The sequence below is a fragment of the Rhodanobacter sp. G2-10 genome, assembly GCF_055809185.1.
The window spans coordinates 741,086-756,692 of record NZ_CM147900.1; the positions used below are offsets into that span (position 1 = coordinate 741,086).

Annotated in this window: 15 protein-coding genes and 2 riboswitches; of the genes, 5 read left to right on the top strand and 10 right to left on the bottom strand. The window is 65.0% G+C overall.

Annotated features, from left to right (window positions below):
• Positions 1 to 104: 104 nt before the first annotated feature.
• Together AC0L58_RS03265 and AC0L58_RS03270 are read right to left on the bottom strand one after the other, a co-directional pair.
• A complete protein-coding gene (locus AC0L58_RS03265; RefSeq protein WP_473686644.1) occupies positions 105 to 1,013 on the bottom strand; it encodes a lysostaphin resistance A-like protein in 909 nt (302 codons plus the stop codon).
• Positions 1,014 to 1,184: 171 nt separating this feature from the next.
• A complete protein-coding gene (locus tag AC0L58_RS03270) occupies positions 1,185 to 2,786 on the bottom strand; it encodes a peptide chain release factor 3 (protein WP_473686646.1) in 1,602 nt (533 codons plus the stop codon).
• 183 nt (positions 2,787 to 2,969) lie between these two features.
• Between AC0L58_RS03270 and AC0L58_RS03275 the strand changes: the two genes are divergently transcribed.
• The gene (locus AC0L58_RS03275) at positions 2,970 to 4,298 is read left to right on the top strand and encodes a two-component system sensor histidine kinase NtrB (protein WP_473686648.1); all 1,329 of its coding nucleotides are present in this window, start codon (positions 2,970 to 2,972) and stop codon (positions 4,296 to 4,298) included.
• A complete protein-coding gene (locus tag AC0L58_RS03280; protein ID WP_473686650.1) occupies positions 4,288 to 4,554 on the top strand; it encodes a response regulator in 267 nt (88 codons plus the stop codon). The genes AC0L58_RS03275 and AC0L58_RS03280 overlap by 11 nt, the downstream gene beginning before the upstream one ends.
• A gap of 69 nt (positions 4,555 to 4,623) precedes the next feature.
• On the opposite strand, the gene AC0L58_RS03285 is transcribed toward AC0L58_RS03280, so the two are convergent.
• From AC0L58_RS03285 to AC0L58_RS03295, 3 genes are all read right to left on the bottom strand, one after another.
• A complete protein-coding gene (locus AC0L58_RS03285) occupies positions 4,624 to 5,091 on the bottom strand; it encodes an HVO_A0114 family putative DNA-binding protein (protein ID WP_473686652.1) in 468 nt (155 codons plus the stop codon).
• A gap of 89 nt (positions 5,092 to 5,180) precedes the next feature.
• Positions 5,181 to 5,333 carry a hypothetical protein gene (locus tag AC0L58_RS03290; RefSeq protein ID WP_473686654.1) on the bottom strand — a complete coding sequence of 51 codons (153 nt, stop codon included), beginning with the start codon at positions 5,331 to 5,333 and terminating at the stop codon, positions 5,181 to 5,183.
• A 152-nt stretch (positions 5,334 to 5,485) separates the two neighbouring features.
• Complete coding sequence (locus AC0L58_RS03295; protein WP_473686656.1) at positions 5,486 to 6,883, bottom strand: M20/M25/M40 family metallo-hydrolase; 1,398 nt, start codon at positions 6,881 to 6,883, stop codon at positions 5,486 to 5,488.
• 130 nt (positions 6,884 to 7,013) lie between these two features.
• A riboswitch (yybP-ykoY riboswitch) is annotated at positions 7,014 to 7,185 on the top strand.
• 6 nt (positions 7,186 to 7,191) lie between these two features.
• On the opposite strand from AC0L58_RS03295, the gene AC0L58_RS03300 reads away from it, so the two are divergent.
• Complete coding sequence (locus AC0L58_RS03300; RefSeq protein WP_473686658.1) at positions 7,192 to 7,758, top strand: manganese efflux pump MntP; 567 nt, start codon at positions 7,192 to 7,194, stop codon at positions 7,756 to 7,758.
• A 369-nt stretch (positions 7,759 to 8,127) separates the two neighbouring features.
• Positions 8,128 to 9,144, top strand: coding sequence for a peptidoglycan-binding protein (locus tag AC0L58_RS03305; protein ID WP_473686660.1), 1,017 nt, complete (start codon positions 8,128 to 8,130; stop codon positions 9,142 to 9,144).
• A gap of 108 nt (positions 9,145 to 9,252) precedes the next feature.
• Here the strand turns inward: AC0L58_RS03305 and fusA are convergent, their stop codons facing one another.
• The 5 genes from fusA to AC0L58_RS03330 all read right to left on the bottom strand — a co-directional run bounded on the left by fusA (position 9,253) and on the right by AC0L58_RS03330 (position 14,042).
• Positions 9,253 to 11,382, bottom strand: coding sequence for an elongation factor G (fusA, locus tag AC0L58_RS03310; protein ID WP_473686662.1), 2,130 nt, complete (start codon positions 11,380 to 11,382; stop codon positions 9,253 to 9,255).
• A 133-nt stretch (positions 11,383 to 11,515) separates the two neighbouring features.
• Positions 11,516 to 11,905, bottom strand: a complete 390-nt coding sequence (locus tag AC0L58_RS03315) for a hypothetical protein (RefSeq protein WP_473686664.1) — start codon at positions 11,903 to 11,905, stop codon at positions 11,516 to 11,518.
• A 280-nt stretch (positions 11,906 to 12,185) separates the two neighbouring features.
• Entirely contained in the window at positions 12,186 to 12,875 is a 690-nt protein-coding gene (locus tag AC0L58_RS03320; RefSeq protein WP_473686666.1) for a M24 family metallopeptidase, read from the bottom strand.
• Entirely contained in the window at positions 12,872 to 13,231 is a 360-nt protein-coding gene (locus AC0L58_RS03325) for a DUF1304 domain-containing protein (RefSeq protein WP_473686668.1), read from the bottom strand. Before AC0L58_RS03325 ends, AC0L58_RS03320 begins: the two co-directional genes overlap by 4 nt.
• Positions 13,232 to 13,301: 70 nt before the next feature.
• On the bottom strand, positions 13,302 to 14,042 hold the full coding sequence (locus AC0L58_RS03330) for a 2OG-Fe dioxygenase family protein (protein WP_473686670.1): 741 nt from the start codon (positions 14,040 to 14,042) through the stop codon (positions 13,302 to 13,304).
• A 265-nt stretch (positions 14,043 to 14,307) separates the two neighbouring features.
• Positions 14,308 to 14,424, top strand: a riboswitch (SAM riboswitch).
• A 139-nt stretch (positions 14,425 to 14,563) separates the two neighbouring features.
• Here AC0L58_RS03330 and metX point away from each other — a divergent pair.
• Positions 14,564 to 15,538, top strand: a complete 975-nt coding sequence (gene metX / locus AC0L58_RS03335; protein ID WP_473688545.1) for a homoserine O-succinyltransferase MetX — start codon at positions 14,564 to 14,566, stop codon at positions 15,536 to 15,538.
• Positions 15,539 to 15,607 lie beyond the last annotated feature (69 nt).

A 15,607-nucleotide genomic window follows, 5' to 3' on the forward strand; every position in this document is an offset into this window, starting at 1 on the left:
CGGATGGATGGGAACGCCCGGTTGCGACACCGCGCCAACAGGATGATTGACGCAAGGATCAGACCGCAATCGCCAGCCGGTTTGGTTCAGCACCCATCCCGGGTTTATCGGCTGCGTCGACCGAACCTGAAGCGCACCAGCGAGCCACGCCGCAATGCCAAAGTCAGCAGCCCTGCCGAAAGCGCCAGGCACGTCGCGAGCGCGATCACCGATGCTTCGGCACCGAACGCGCCACCGCTGAGCCAGTCCGGTCCGGTGCGGTGCGAAACCAGCCAGCCGTCAACCTTCCCGCCTGACACCGGGATGCCGTACACGGTGCCCTGCATGATGTTCCATGCTGCATGCAGTCCGATGCAGGTCCACAGCGAACGGGTGACAGCGTAAAGCAAGCCGAGCAAGATGCCAGCCTCGATCGCGATGGCAGCCGAGCTCCACAGGGTGGCGGCCGGGTTGGCGATGTGCGCGGCGCCGAAAAACAGCGCTGAGATCAACAAGGCCCACCAGCTGCCGAGGCCTTCCTCGACGATGCGGAACAACACGCCGCGGACCACGATCTCCTCGCCAATGCCCGCGCCGATGCCGGCCACCAGCACCGCGGGCAACCAGTCCACCTGCGGGTTGGTACCGCTGACGTGGTAGCTGCCGACCAGCCACAGTACGGCCACCACCACGCTGAAAAGTACGGCGCCGGAGACCAGGCCAGCGCCCCCGAACCCGGGGATGTCGCGTGGCGACAATTCAAGAACGCGACGCCGCTCGATCAGCTTCACCAGGATCAAGTAGGCAATTAGCGCGGGCAGCAACCGCGTGCCCAGGCCGGCCACGGCATGCAGCAGCGGGTTGGCCGACTTTCCGGTCCATCCCAGCATCGCCACCGACCCGTCGACCACGACTCCGAAGCCGATCAACATCGCGGCGAAGAACACGATGCGTGCTGCCGGCGACAACACCAGCCAGCGCTGCCAGCGCGGCGCGTCGGGTGGGGTGGTAAAGGCGATGGTGCTGGCGGGCATGCGGATTCCCCTGAAGCAGAGTCGCAAACGTAGCAGCGACCAGCGTCGATGCACAGCACGAAGAAGGCGGAATCCGGACAAGCCGGCGGGCAGAGCCCGCCCTACGGCGCGGCAATCGTAGGGCGGGCTCTGTCTGCCTGCCGACCGTTCCGCGTCTGTGCAAGCTACCGGCTAAGCGTCCACTGCCGCCGCGTGTTCCCGCGTGTTGGCGAAACGCACCTGTGGCCAGCGCTCCTGGGTCAGCTGCAGGTTGACGCGGGTCGGCGCGATGTAGACCAGCTCGCCGGCGCCGTCGATGGCCAGGTTCATGGCATTCTTTTCGGTGAACTCTTCCAGCGTCTTCTCGTCGTCACAGTGCACCCAGCGTGCCGTCGACACCGTTACCGGTTCGAACGTGGCGTCGACGTTGTATTCGTCCTTCAGCCGGTAGGCCACCACGTCGAATTGCAGCACGCCGACCGCGCCAAGAATCAGGTCGTTCGACATCAGCGGCCGGAAGAACTGGGTGGCGCCTTCTTCGGAAAGCTGGGCGAGGCCCTTCTGCAGCGCCTTCATCTTCAGCGGGTCACGCAGGCGGGCACGACGGAACAATTCCGGCGCGAAATTCGGGATGCCGGTGAAGCGCACCGCCTCGCCTTCGGTGAAGGTGTCGCCGATGGTGATGGTGCCGTGATTGTGCAAGCCGATGACGTCGCCGGGGTAGGCCGTTTCCACGATCTCGCGGTCGCTGGCCATGAAGGTCAGCGCGTTGGCGATGCGCACTTCCTTGTTGGTACGGGTCTGCTGCATCTTCATGCCGGCGTTGTAGGTGCCCGAGCACACCCGCATGAAGGCCACGCGGTCGCGATGGGCCGGATCCATGTTGGCCTGGATCTTGAACACGAAGCCGGTGAGTTTTTCCTCCTCCGGCTGCACGATGCGGGTGAGCGTGTCGCGTGGACGCGGCGAGGGCGCGTTTTCGACGAAGAAATCCAGCAGCAACTGCACGCCGAAATTGTTCACGGCCGAGCCGAAGAACACCGGAGTCTGCCGGCCGGCCAGGTATTCGTCCAGATCGAACGACGGCGCGGCGCCCTGCACCAGTTCCAGTTCCTCGCGCAGTTCGGCCATCGCCGCCTCGCCGACACGCTCCAGCAAGCCCGGTGCATCCAGACCCTGGAAGATGGTCGAGTCCTGGCGGGTGAAGTTCTTGCCCGGCTCGAAAATATGCACTTCGTCCAGGATCAGGTGATATACGCCCTTCAGCCGCTTGCCCATGCCGATCGGCCAGGTCACCGGGGCGCAGGCTATGCCCAGCACCGACTCCACCTCGTCCATCAACTCGATCGGTGAGCGGCCCTCGCGATCGAGCTTGTTGATGAAGGTCATGATCGGCGTGTCGCGCAGCCGGCACACCTCCATCAACTTGATCGTGCGCTCCTCCACGCCCTTGGCGCAGTCGATCACCATCAGCGCCGAGTCGACTGCGGTCAGCACGCGGTAGGTGTCCTCGGAGAAGTCCGCGTGCCCCGGGGTGTCGAGCAGGTTGATGATCTTGCCTTCGTACGGGAACTGCATCACCGACGAGGTCACCGAGATGCCGCGTTCCTTCTCCAGCGCCATCCAGTCCGAGGTGGCATGCCGCGCCGTCTTGCGGCTCTTCACCGAGCCGGCCATCTGGATCGCACCGCCGAACAGCAGCAGCTTTTCGGTCAGCGTCGTCTTGCCCGCGTCAGGGTGGCTGACGATGGCGAAAGTGCGGCGGCGGCGGGTTTCCTGGAGGTGACTGGGCATGAGGCGCGGCTGGATGGAATGCGAACCGGCTATTGTAGCGCGGATCAGCGATCGGGCTGCTCATGCGGCAGCGGGACGGCGCTTGCCCGCGCGGTGGACCGATGCTCGATCGCAACTTGATCCGTCCTTCACGCAAACTCGGCTTAGACTCACGAACTCCCGTCCAAACCTATCCCGATGCCCTTGACCGCCCCGCATGAGACCAGCCTGCTGACCGGGTCCGCCGAGCAGTTCCGCCTGCTCGTGCAGAGCGTGACGGACTACGCGATCTACATGCTCGACACCGAGGGCCATGTCTGCAGCTGGAACATCGGCGCCGAACGCATCAAGGGCTATACGGAAGAGGAAATCCTGGGTCGGTCGTTCAGCACGTTCTACACGACGGAAGACCAGGCCAAGGGCATCCCGGCCAGCAACCTGCAGCTGGCCGCGGAGAAAGGCCGCACCGAGTCCGAAGGCTGGCGCGTGCGGAAGAATGGCGATCTGTTCTGGGCGCACGTGGTCATCGATCGCGTTGGCGGCCCCGATGGGAAGTTGCTTGGCTTTGCCAAGATCACCCGCGATGTCACCGAACAGCGCAAGGCTGATGCGCAGCTGGCGTTGGCGCGTGAGGAATTGTTCCATGCGCAGAAGATGGAATCCATCGGCCGACTTACCGGCGGCGTCGCGCACGATTTCAACAATCTGCTGATGGCCGTGATAGGCAATCTGGACTTGCTCGGTGAAACATTGCCACCGGGGACCCGGGCGCGGACCTTGCTGGACAACGCCATTGCGGGCGCGCAACGTGGGGCTGCGCTGACCCAGCGAATGCTTGCTTTCGCCCGGCGACAGCAGCTCGATCCCACGCCGGTGGACATTCCCTCGCTGGTGCACGGCATGGCTTCCCTGCTGCGGCGTTCGATAGGCTCGGGTGTGTCCATCGAGACGACGTTCCAACTTCACTTGGAGCGCGCCCTGGTTGATGCCAACCAGCTCGAGCTGGCCTTGATGAACCTGATCGTCAATGCGCGCGACGCCATGCCGCAAGGCGGACGCATCGATGTGCGTGCGCGAATGGAACGGGTGACCGACGGCGGCAAGGCCAAGCTTCCTGCGGGTTCGTATGTGTGCCTGTCGGTGTCCGACACCGGGATCGGCATGGACCAGGAGACTCTGGAGCGCGCGGTCGAACCGTTTTTCACCACCAAAGGTGTCGGTGAGGGCACCGGTCTGGGACTTTCGATGGTTCACGGCCTGGCCGAACAGTCCAAGGGATGCCTGGTCGTGAAGAGTCGGCTTGGACACGGAACGACAGTCGAGCTGTGGCTTCCCGCCGCTTCCGGCGAGCCGGAAGAATGCGCCGGGGAGCTACTCGAACACGGCGCCCCTGCCGACGGCAGCGGTCTGCGGATCCTCGCTGTTGATGACGATGGTTTGATCCTGACCACCTTGACCATGCTGTTGGAAATCATGGGGCATGAACCCGTCGAGGCCAGAATCCGGCGAGCACGCGCTCGAGGTGCTGCGTGATGCCGAGATCGATCTGGTGATCACGGATTACGCGATGCCCGGGATGAGCGGGACACAGCTGATCGACGCGATCCGCTCCCGCTCGCCTGAGCTTCCGGTGATCCTGGCCTCTGGCTACACGGATATCGACGCGGTGGGAGTTTCGGTGGATCGGCTCAGCAAGCCCTATGGCCGGCAGGAATTGGCTGATGCCATCCGCAAGGCCACGCAAGGCAGAGCCGCGGGGCAGCCGCAACGCAAGTTGTCCGCCGACTGATTTCCCCGTGGCCCCGGGTTCGGGGAACGACCGGAAAACAAAAGGTCAGGTTCATCTGAATCGTCGACCTCACGCCGCCTGAATCACGAACTCACTGGCTGTGGCGACTGACCGTACGTTACGCATCGTGCGACGCAGCTCGACCAGTCCATAGCGTTCCATCGTCTTGAGCGTCCGCGAAAGGTTGCTGGGCGCGCGACCGGTGAACTCCGCGAGCTGGGTCAGTGACTCGGGCTTCTGTTCCCTGATCACACGCAGCAGCGCACGGTTGTCGTCGGACAACACTTCGGCGAGTGAGCGCATGGAGGTGAACCAGATCTTCGGCTCGCTGGGACGTGGCTTGTGATCGCCGCGCGCCATGGCCAGTGCGCGGGCGCGGATAGTTTGTCGGGAGCGATGCCGATGACCAACTTTTTCATGACTTCGTTTCCCCAAGTACGCGATCGACTTCGTTGAAGAAGTCCTCCAGCAACTGCGGCGGGCTGGTGAATTCGTACGGCACGCCCTTGTCGCTGACGTGACGATGGCGATGGTCATAGGCCAGCCGCCGACCTGCCTAACGCTTGCGCGTTGGTGGCTTGACGGCATGCGCCTTGTCGAAACCGGGTAACCGCGTGCCGCAACGGTCACGCAGTGTCAGCGCAGCGTATGCCGTGTGGCACATGCTCGTTCGCCTCGATACGCCATGCCTCGAGCCTGATCCGGCAACCGTTGCCCTGACCGTAGATTTTGCCGTTGAGCAACAGCAGCGTTTCCAGTCCCACGTCTTCCTTTGACATGGCTATATATCATCTGCTGATAACTTCAGTGAGTCCCGCCAGGGATTGTGGCGGCCGGTCGCATGCCGCACCCCGAAAACGGAGTCAGATTCAGCTGTTCCAGCATCCGTCCGAGGCCGGGAGCCGACATGACGCCAGCTCCGCTACCCACCTCACTTTGCCAACTGCACCAACACCCGATGCCAGAACTCCAATCCCGCCTCGACTTCCGACGCCGGCAGCTTCTCGTTGAGCCCGTGCGCAAACGTGTCGTCAGGCTTGGTGAAGGCGGCATCGATGCCGTAGCTGGGCACGCCGGCGTTGCGAAAGTACATGCTGTCGGTGGCGCCGGCGGACATGCCGGGGACGATTTCCACGCCGGGGAAGCGGGCGTGGACGGCGGCGGTGACGGCGGCGATCACGTCCTTGCGCAGCGGTGAGGCGGGGCTGGCGACGGGCGGTGGTGGTTGCACGGTGACGGTGGCGGATTTGTCGTTGATCACCTTGATCAGGGTGTCGCGCACGCTGGCGACCGAGGTGCCGGGGAAGATGCGGCAATTGATGTTGACGGTTGCGCTCTGCGGCAGGGCGTTGAGCGCGTGGCCGCCGTTGAGCATGGTGGCTACGCAGGTGGTACGGACCTGGCCGACGTAGGCGGGGTCGGCCGAGATGATGGCAGCGGCCGCGGCATCGTCGGGGTGAGCGGCGAATCGGGTCATCGCGGCGCCCAGCGGGCCGGGCGTGTGGGCGCCGAGCGCGCGCAGGGAGGCTAGGGTGATCTCGTTGCTCTTCGGCGGGAACTGGTAGGCGGCAACGCGATCAATAATGCGCGCGAGTCGGTAGATGGCGTTGTCGTGGTTGGGTTCGCTGGAGTGGCCGCCCGGCGAGGTCAGGCCGATCTGGAAGTCTGCGTAGGTCTTTTCCGCAGCCTGGATCTGGTACAGCAGGGGCTTGCCGGTGGCTGGATCAAGCGTGCCGCCGCCGGCGTCGGCGTTGAGCAGGAATTCGGCGTCGTGATAGCGCTTGGCCAGTTCGCGGGTGGAGGCCATCGTGGTCTCCTCATCGCCGGACAGCAGCAGGATCAGGTCGTGACGTGGTTTGAAGCCCTCGTGCTTGAGCCGGATCAGGGTCTCGACCAGCACCACCACGGCGGTTTTCATGTCGGCACTGCCGCGGCCGTAGAGGTAACCGTTCTCTTCGATCAGGGTGAACGGGTCGCGGGTCCAGTCCTTGCGGTTGGCCGCGACTACGTCCATGTGCCCGGACAAAAGGATCGGCTTGCGCTGGCCGGTACCGCGATAAACTGCGACCAGGGCGGCCGTCTCGCCCACCGGGATGATCTCGACATCGCCGGCGGCGAAACCACCGGCCTTCAGCTTGTCGGCCAGATAGGCAGCCAGCACCGGTACCTGGTGTTTGCCTTCCACCGTGGGGATGCTGATTGCGTGCTTCAGTGTGGCCATGGTGTCGGGCAACGCCGCGGCGCTGGTGCCGGCGTGTGCCAGTCCGATGCTGGCACAGAAGGCCAGGGTGGCTGCGGTGGCGGAGCCGATGGCGCGTGCTGCTTTCATTCGAAATACCCTGTGCATGGCTTTGGCAAGGCTCGAGTATGCGCGGCGGATCGCACGCTTGCATCTGCCCCCTGGGATCGCGGCGGCAGCGTGCTAATCTTGCCGTCGTGCTGTCGGCAATGCCGGCAGCACGATACCCCTTGGGGAGTAGCCTGCCTCGCTGGTGCGAGGCGTCTTCGTCAACATGCTCGGCAAGCCTGCCGTGGCGAAGACACCGATCCTGGTTGGCGAGACCAACGGCTGACGGCGTCACCTCGGTGGGGCGCGCTGTCGTGCCGTTGCGCCTAGCCCGACCGATCCGGATAGCCATGAATCCCGTTTCCATCCTTTTGCTCGGCTTTGCCATGTCCACCGACGCGTTTGCCGCGGCGATCGGCAAGGGCGCGGCCATGACCCGGCCGCGTCTCGGTCAGGCGCTGCGCGCCGGTCTGATCTTTGGCGTGATCGAGGCGATCACTCCCGTGGTCGGCTGGCTGCTGGGCAAGGGTGCCTCGCGCTACATCGAGGCCTGGGATCATTGGGTCGCCTTCGGCCTGCTGCTGGTGCTGGGCCTGCACATGATCCGGAACGGACTGAAGCCGGAGTCGGCGGAGCCGGTCGACGAGGCGAGGAAGCATGGCTTCGTCGCCCTTGCGCTCACCGGCCTGTCCACCAGCATCGACGCACTGGCGGTGGGCATGGGGCTGGCTTTCGTCGACGTCCCGATCGCACTGGTCGCGGTGGTGATCGGCCTGTGCACGTTCGGCATGGTGACGCTGGGCATCATGCTTGGTCGCGTGCTGGGCGAGATGGTCGGCAAGCGCGCGGAAGTGCTCGGCGGCATCATCCTGATCGGCGTGGGCGTGGTGATCCTGTATGAGCATCTCGCCGGATGAGCATGGCGGCGTAAGCGGACCGGAACGATTCGTGGTGCAACGCCGACTCCGTGTCGGGAATCCGCTACATGACCGCTGCCGGAAATCTGGCAGGAGGCAGGGTGGTTTGTCGCCAGATTGCGACACCTCTTCCAAGGGAAAATAGGCGAGCTGTTGGTGGCTCCCGCGTGTTGAGCGGGTGCCGTTCGCGGCACGAGGCACGGACTTGTCGTGCCCGGATCAATGCGTCGAGCCGTGTCTGGCCGTGTCGGCATCTCGGCAAATTGTTGGTCCGCATGGGGGCTTTTCATCGCATTCGATTTCCGCACGGACCGTGGCGGAGTCGGATCTGTACACGCCCGAATCATCCCTTGGAAGAATGGAGCTGTTATGCGAATTGAATCGGTAAAGCGGACGTTGTTGGCACTCGGCCTGGGTTCCGTGCTTGCGCTGAGCGGCTGCGCCACCTTGACCACGGGCGGCGGAAAGAACCCGGTCGGCGGGTCGGCGGGTGGCGCGAACAGCACGGACGCCAACAAGACGCTGGAGCACTGCGACCGCCCGCTCGGCACGCTGGCGGTCGAAGAGGATACGGGCACTCCCTGGTATGCCGTGCTGACCAATCAGTATCACCTGCCGGCAACCACGCCGCTCATTCGATTGATGATCCAGCAGAGCAATTGCTTTGTGGTGGTGGATCGCGGGCGTGCGATGGGCTCGATGATGCAGGAGCGTGACCTTGCCGCTTCCGGCGAAATGCGCGGCAACAGTCGTTTCGGCAAGGGTCAGATGGTGGCGGCCGATTATGTGGTGACACCGAGCATCCAGTTCTCCGAGAGCACTGGCGGCGGCGGTGCGGCGGCGCTGGGTGGTCTGGCTGGCGGATACGGCGCGCTGATCGGGGCCGTGGTGGGTTCGATGAAGAGCAGCGAGGCATCCACCACGCTGATGCTCACCGACACCCGCTCCGGCGTGCAGGTGGCCATTTCGCAAGGAAGCGCGAAGAACACCGACTTCGGTTTCGGAGGGGCGCTGGGCGGCATAGGTGGTGCAGGTGCCGCTGGCGCCTACAGCAAGACGCCAGAAGGCAAGGTCATTGCAGCGGCGTTCCTGGACTCCTACAACCAGATGGTAAAGTCCGTTCGGGAGTACGCGCCGCAGCGCGTGGCCGGCGGGCTGGGTACCGGCGGTGCGCTTGCGGTGGATGGCGCCCATCCCTCGTCCGCCGGGAATCTCTCCGTGGCGGATGCCCAGCGCAAGCTGGCATCGTTGGGCTTGTACACCAGCAAGGTCGACGGATTGTCCGGGCCCGGTACTTCGGCAGCGATCCGGAAATTCCAGAAGATCCGCGGGCTGGACGTGACCGGCCACCTGGATGCCGAAACGGCTGACGCATTGCAGCAGTAATTTCTGCGCCAGCAGAATGTAGAACGGCGACGTAGCGGTACGTCGCCGTTCTTCATGTGCGCGAAAGTCAATTTGCAAACGGATGTCCTGGAGGCAATCGTCCGGCGCTTACTTCGCCTCCTTCTCCATCAGCTTCTCGACCATGCTGGCAGGCACTTCCTCGTAGTGATCGAAGATCATGCTGAAGTTGCCGCGGCCGCTGGTGGCCGAGCGCAGGAAGTTGATGTAGCCGAACATTTCAGACAGCGGCACGAAGCCCTGCACGAAGGCCGACGTGCCTTTCTGGCCCTGGTCGGTGATCTGGCCGCGACGGCGATTGATGTCGCCGATGATGTCGCCGAGATAGCTGGCTTCGGTCACCACCTCCAGGCTCATGATCGGCTCCAGCAACTTTGGTTTGGACAGTCGCTGCGCTTCGCGGAAACAGGCGCGACCAGCGATCTCGAAGGCCAGCGCGGAGGAGTCGACGTCATGATATTTGCCGTCGACCAGGCGCGCCTTGAAGTCCAGCACTTCGTAGCCGGCGACCTGGCCCTGGCGTGCCTCGACCTCGATGGCGTGCTGCACCGCCGGGATGTACTCGCGCGGTACGCGACCGCCGACAACCTCGTCGGAAAAGATCACGCCCGAGCCGGGTTCGCCCGGCTCGAAGATCATCTTCACCTCGGCGAACTGGCCCGAGCCGCCGGACTGCTTCTTGTGCGTGTAGGTGTGCTCGACAGTCTGGCCGAAGGCTTCGCGGAAGCTGACCTTGGGCTTGCCCATGTTGGCGTCCACGCCCAATTCGGTACGCATGCGGTCGATGGTGATCTCCAGGTGCAGTTCGCCCATGCCCTTGAGCACGGTCTGGCCGGTTTCCTGATCCACTTCCATCTGCAGCGACGGATCGGCCTTGACCATCTTGTAGAGCGCGGTGGAGAGCTTGTCGACGTCGTTGCGGCTTTTCGGTTCTACCGACACGCTGATCACCGGGTCGGGGAAACGCATGCGTTCGAGCAGGGCCGGGTGGTTCGGGTCGGACAGCGAGTCGCCGGTTTCGGTTTCCTTCATCGAGACGAAGGCGCAAATGTCGCCGGCGCGCACTTCATCGATCTCGCGCGTGTGATCGGCCTGCACCTCGACGATGCGGCCCACGCGCTCCTTCTTGCCGCGGGTGACGTTGAGCAGGGTGTCGCCCTTCTTGATCACGCCGGAATAGATGCGGCAGAAGGTCAGCGTGCCGAACTGGTCGTTGATGACCTTGAAGGCCAGCGCACGTGCCGGCGCGTCGTCGGTGACCTCCTGCTCGCCGATGACGTTGCCGTCCTCGTCGACCATCGAGATGCCGCCGTTTTCGCCGGGGTAGGGCATGTAGTCCACGACCACATCGAGCAACTGCTGCACGCCCTTGTTCTTGTAGGACGAGCCGCACAGCACCGGCACCAGTTTGCCGCTGACGCAGCCTTTGCGGATGCACTTTTTCAGCATGTCCGGATCGTGTTCGCCGGTTTCGATCAGGCGACCGAAGGCGTCGTCGTCCATCGCCAGCGCGGTCTCCAGCATTTCCTCGCGCAGCGTGGGCAGTTGGGCGAGCCAGTCGTTGTCGGCGGTGGAGCTGAACTTCAGGCGGTTCTTCGCCTCCTCGAAGGAAACGGTTTCCCACTTGCTGTCCTTGTCATCGGACTGCCAGATGTAGGCCACGTTCGCGACCAGATCGGCCATGCCGCAGAACTCGTCGCTGCTGCCCAACGGAATCTGGCACAGCAGCGCCGGCGCGTTGAGGCGCTCGCGTATGCCTTTCACGCAATGGGCGAAATTGGCGCCGATGCGGTCCATCTTGTTGACATAGCACACGCGCGGCACGTGATATTGATCGGCCAGACGCCAGTTGGTCTCGGTCTGTGGCTCCACCCCGGCGACGCCGTCGAACACCACCACCGCGCCATCGAGCACGCGCAGCGAGCGATTCACCTCGATTGTGAAGTCCACGTGTCCCGGCGTATCGATCACGTTGATCTGGTGACCCTTCCACTCGGTCGACACCGCGGCCGACTGGATCGTGATGCCGCGCTTGCGCTCCTGCTCCATGTAGTCGGTGGTGGTGGAGCCCTTGCCGTCCTTGGTCTCGTGCGTATTGACGATCTGGTGCTTCTTGCCGGTGTAGTACAGCACCCGCTCGGTGGTGGTGGTCTTGCCGGCATCGATGTGGGCGATGATGCCGATGTTGCGAAAAAGCTTCAGGGATTTCTGACGGGCCACGGTACAACTCCGTTCCAAGGGGCGATGGGCGCCACAGCGCCCATTCGCAAGCCATCCATTGTAACGAGCGTGGCCGTGAAGGCTACGCGTGACCCGGTTCGCTTCCCTTGCGGCTTCCGCTGCCCGGGCCGGCTCAGGCGATGGCGTCGTAGTGGCAGTCGTTTCTGGCCGGCTCACCCAGCTGGCTCAGCAAGATGGCGGTGCGCACGGTGAAGTCGTGCCAGCTCGGCAGCGACGCCAGCTCCAGCCAGTCGGTCCATTCCGGTTGCAGCGAGCGATCGGCGCGCTTTGTCGCGGCCTTGCGTCCGGCCGCGATGGCCGCGCGGATCTCCGGCATGCACTGCAGGAAGTGGCGCAGCGTCTCCTTCTCGCCGCTGCTGAGCCGGCTTGCGGGTGACTCGACCAGCCAGGTGCAGGCCGATTCCATTTCCCACTGGTACTCGGTGGCGAGAAACCAAGTGAACACATCGCCTTCCGCCTCGCCGGCCGCGATCGCCCGGGCGTGCTCGAGAAAGTTGCGCACCGTAGCGCCGTGTTCATCGGATGCTGAAAGGGAGCTCCCCGTCATTGCCAGCATGTGTCTGTCCTCGCGAAGGAAGTATTGAAAGGCTGGACAGACCGCCTGGAGCCGGGTCGCCGCCATTCGTTTCGCGAAAAACCATGCATGGGCAATGCCAAGCGCTGGGCCGGGATCGGAGAGGCGCCTCGCTGGCGCCTTGCGCGCCACAAACCGGGTGCTGACGCGCCGGGTACGCCGCCCGCTGGCAGCGACGCAGTGCGTCAGGTTCTGACCGAAGGCGGGTTCAGGCCGACGTCGCGCGGTCGAGCAGATCCTCGTAGAACGCGCCAAACGGCTGGTCCGGGTGGGCAATCTGGATTTCCAGCACCCACAGGCCGCTGGCCGGAGCCTGCTCCAGGTCGCCCAGGTCCCCGCCGCGGTGGATTGCATGGGGAAAATCGCTCAGCCGGTGGCCCTTGATCGCGTGGTTGAGCCGCCAGCCCATGGCCTGCGCGCGCTGCTGCGCGAAGGCATACAGGGCACGCCCACTCAATCCTTCGTGACGCCAGCTGGCGGCGACCTCCCGGAACAGCTCGCGTGCCGCCTCGGCACACGCCTGCCGCTGCGGCGCGTGCCCCTGCACGAAGGTGTCACCCACATCGCCCTCATGCCCGTTGAAAACCAGGCCCAGGTCGATGAAGTAGCTGTCGTTTTCACCGAGCCGTACGTTCGGGTCGGAGCGCTGGCGAAAAGTCCTGGTGGTATTCGGGCCGATCCGGATCAGCGGCGGGTGCCACAGCCGCTCGCAACCGAGCTCGTCGAACACCTCGGCCGCCACCACTTTGGCCTCCGCTTCGCTGATGCCGGGGTGCATGCGATGGTGGATGCCCCGCAAAGCAGCCCAGCTGCGCTCACGCGCATGCTGCATCAAGGCGGGATCGAAACCAGGGCCGACCGCCTCGCGGCCGGAATTCGCGTCGTGCGCCGTGGTCACGTCGACACGAACACCAGCAGCAGGGCGATCGCTGCCGGCAACGCCTGGATCCACAGGATCTTGCGCGCCGCGGTCAGGCCGCCGAAGACACCGGCGACCAGCACGCAACCGAGGAAGAACAGCTTGATTGCCAAACCGTCGGCGCCCAGCCACAGACTCCAGACCAGTCCGGCGGCAAGAAAGCCGTTGTAAAGCCCCTGGTTGGCGGCCAGCGCCCTGGTCTGTTCGGCGAACTCCGGGCTGAGGCCGAATGCCTTCCGGCCGGAGGGCCGCGTCCACAAGAACATCTCCAGGATCAGAAACCACAAGTGCAGCAGGGCGATCAGCGCGATCAGGACATGGGCGGCGGTGGACATGGGTTCTCCGGGGCGCGGTCGATGCCGAAGTGTTGCAGCCGCGACCTTTGGCGGCAACGCCGCGACGCACCTACTCCGTCGCCGGCTCGATCGCCTTCAGTGTCACCACCAGCACGTCGCGATGCGCGGGTTGGGTCGGATCGATCGGTGTGACAGCCGTTACGCCGTGGCACACGCGGGCATCCTCGACCAGGGCGGCGTCGAACGGGTGGGCGAGGGTGAAACTGCCGAGCATGCAACCGTCGTCGGCATGAATCGTCGTCGTGCCGCTCTCGATGTTGAGCCGATCGACCAGCATCACCAGCACGTAGTCGACGCCGTCACGGTGGACGCCTTCGGGGGTGGGTTCGCCGGGTTCGTCGGCGCGAGCCTCGATCCGGAACTGGTGCGCCTCGACATGCCAGCGCCGTGGCCCGCCGGGCTTCATCGGCGTAAACAGCGCGTGTGCGAACTGCAGGATCGCGCGCATGCTGGCGCCCCTGGAAATCACCGGGCGTATCGGCAGAAACCAGCGCTGGATGTCGCCCTGCAAGGGGTTGTAGCGCGCACTCTGCCAATGTGCCTGGTGCGGCTCGCGTTGCACGCTGCCATCGGCCTCGATCGTGAACGTGGCATGGCGCCGGCGCCGATGCCGGCCCAGCCTGGCCAGGTAGGTGTCGGGCGCCAGGTCATCCCAGCTGGCGCGGAATGCCTCCCAGTCGTCCATGTCCTCCTTGCCCAGGAAGTGACGCATGTTGTCGGCAGTGAGGAAGGCAAAGCCGTCGCGATGCAGGGATTCCTGCAGGGCGGCGCGGTCGGGAGGGGCGGTCATGGGCGTCACGGTAGCAGGATCGCCGGTGGCGGCCAATCGCTTCGTGCAGCCCGTGCCCTGCGCGGTCGGTTGCTGCTCGCGCCCTCGCCGGGCTGCAAGGCGGGGTTGGCCATCAGGCGCATGGAGCGTAGATATGGCCTGCGGAGCCGGCAGGGCGGTCTGGAATGAGCGTGTCTGACCAGATCAATCCGCCTTGCATGAAAGATGGCCGTTTAGATGTTTAGACGTCTATTGACAACATCCATCGAAGCACTCACTATCCACCCACTCATCGAGACCGGCTGAGGGACAGGCCCTTTGACGCCGGGGCAACCTGCGGAATGTTTCCGCCACGGTGCCAACTCCTGCGGAGGTGCCTGGTGCACCTGCCGGAAGATGGGCGTCATCGGTTCCGCAGCAGCCAGCTGCCGCCGCCGTGACGACCTTTCCGGCACCCGCGGAGCGATGCCTGCCGGAGAGGAGCCATGACGCTGCAGACCCAAACCCGTCGAGTCGAAGAATGTCATGCCACCTTTGAGGGCATGTTCGAGGCGCTGCGCAGCCAGCCGGAGGTTGCCGTGCAGCGCGGCACGCGCCGCGTGACGCTCGCGCCGAAGTATGGCGAGGGCCAGCGCGAGGTCGAGGTCAGCTACGCGTGGTTCGGCACGCTTGGAGCGCCCGTCGTGATCGTGCAAGGTGGCATTTCGGCTGATCGCAACGTCACGGCCCTGGACGAACAGGCACCTGCCGGTTGGTGGCAAGCGCTGGTGGGCGACGGCGCGGCGATCGACCTGTCGCGCTGGCGGGTACTGGCCTTCGACTGGCTGGATGCGGCCCAACTGGGTGCCAACGCGGTATCCAGCGAGGACCAGGCCGACGCCCTGGCAGCTTTGCTGCAGGCGCTCGGCGTGACCCAGGCGCATGCCTTCGTCGGTTCATCCTATGGCGCGATGGTGGCGCTGGCGTTCGGGGCGCGGCACGCGCGTCGGGTCGGCAGGTTGGTGTTGCTGGCCGGCGCGCACCGGCCGCATCCGCTCAGCACCGCGCAGCGCAGCGTGCAGCGCGGCATCGTGCGGCTGGGCCAGGCCAGCGGGCGGGGCGACGAGGCGCTCGCCCTGGCACGCCAGTTGGCGATCACCACCTATCGCGGCAGTGCCGAGTTCGGTCGGCGCTTCGCCGGTGCGCCCGAGCGGCGCGATGACCGGTTCCATTTCCCGGTCGAGGACTATCTCGAACATCAGGGGCATCGTTTCGTGGAGCGCTTCGATGCCGAGCGCTTCCTTGCCCTGTCGGAGTCGATCGACCTGCACGACGTGGCGCCGGAGCAGGTGCCGACGCCGGCCACCCTGATCGGCTTTCCGTCGGACCGCCTGGTGCCGCTGGCCGACCTGTGCGAGCTGCAGCGTCGCCTGCGCGGCGCGGCGACGCTCGAAGTGGTGGAGTCCCCGTACGGCCACGACGCCTTCCTGAAAGAACCCGAACAACTCGCGCCCCTGCTGCGCGAAGCCCTGGCATAGCGACGCCCCGCATGGCGGGCTCCGCCCGCCAGCTCTTCGGTGACACGCGACGCCCCAACCGCCGGCGGG

Bases quoted from the DNA above. Each gene is read 5' to 3' on its own strand.
- AC0L58_RS03265 (WP_473686644.1), bottom strand. From the start codon at position 1,013: ATGCCCGCCAGCACCATCGCCTTTACCACCCCACCCGACGCGCCGCGC.
- AC0L58_RS03270 (WP_473686646.1), bottom strand. From the start codon at position 2,786: ATGCCCAGTCACCTCCAGGAAACCCGCCGCCGCCGCACTTTCGCCATC.
- AC0L58_RS03285 (WP_473686652.1), bottom strand. From the start codon at position 5,091: ATGACCATCGCCATCGTCACGTCAGCGACAAGGGCGTGCCGTACGAAT.
- AC0L58_RS03290 (WP_473686654.1), bottom strand. From the start codon at position 5,333: ATGTCAAAGGAAGACGTGGGACTGGAAACGCTGCTGTTGCTCAACGGC.
- AC0L58_RS03295 (WP_473686656.1), bottom strand. From the start codon at position 6,883: ATGAAAGCAGCACGCGCCATCGGCTCCGCCACCGCAGCCACCCTGGCC.
- AC0L58_RS03300 (WP_473686658.1), top strand. From the start codon at position 7,192: ATGAATCCCGTTTCCATCCTTTTGCTCGGCTTTGCCATGTCCACCGAC.
- AC0L58_RS03305 (WP_473686660.1), top strand. From the start codon at position 8,128: ATGCGAATTGAATCGGTAAAGCGGACGTTGTTGGCACTCGGCCTGGGT.
- AC0L58_RS03325 (WP_473686668.1), bottom strand. From the start codon at position 13,231: ATGTCCACCGCCGCCCATGTCCTGATCGCGCTGATCGCCCTGCTGCAC.
- AC0L58_RS03330 (WP_473686670.1), bottom strand. From the start codon at position 14,042: ATGACCGCCCCTCCCGACCGCGCCGCCCTGCAGGAATCCCTGCATCGC.
- metX (WP_473688545.1), top strand. From the start codon at position 14,564: ATGTTCGAGGCGCTGCGCAGCCAGCCGGAGGTTGCCGTGCAGCGCGGC.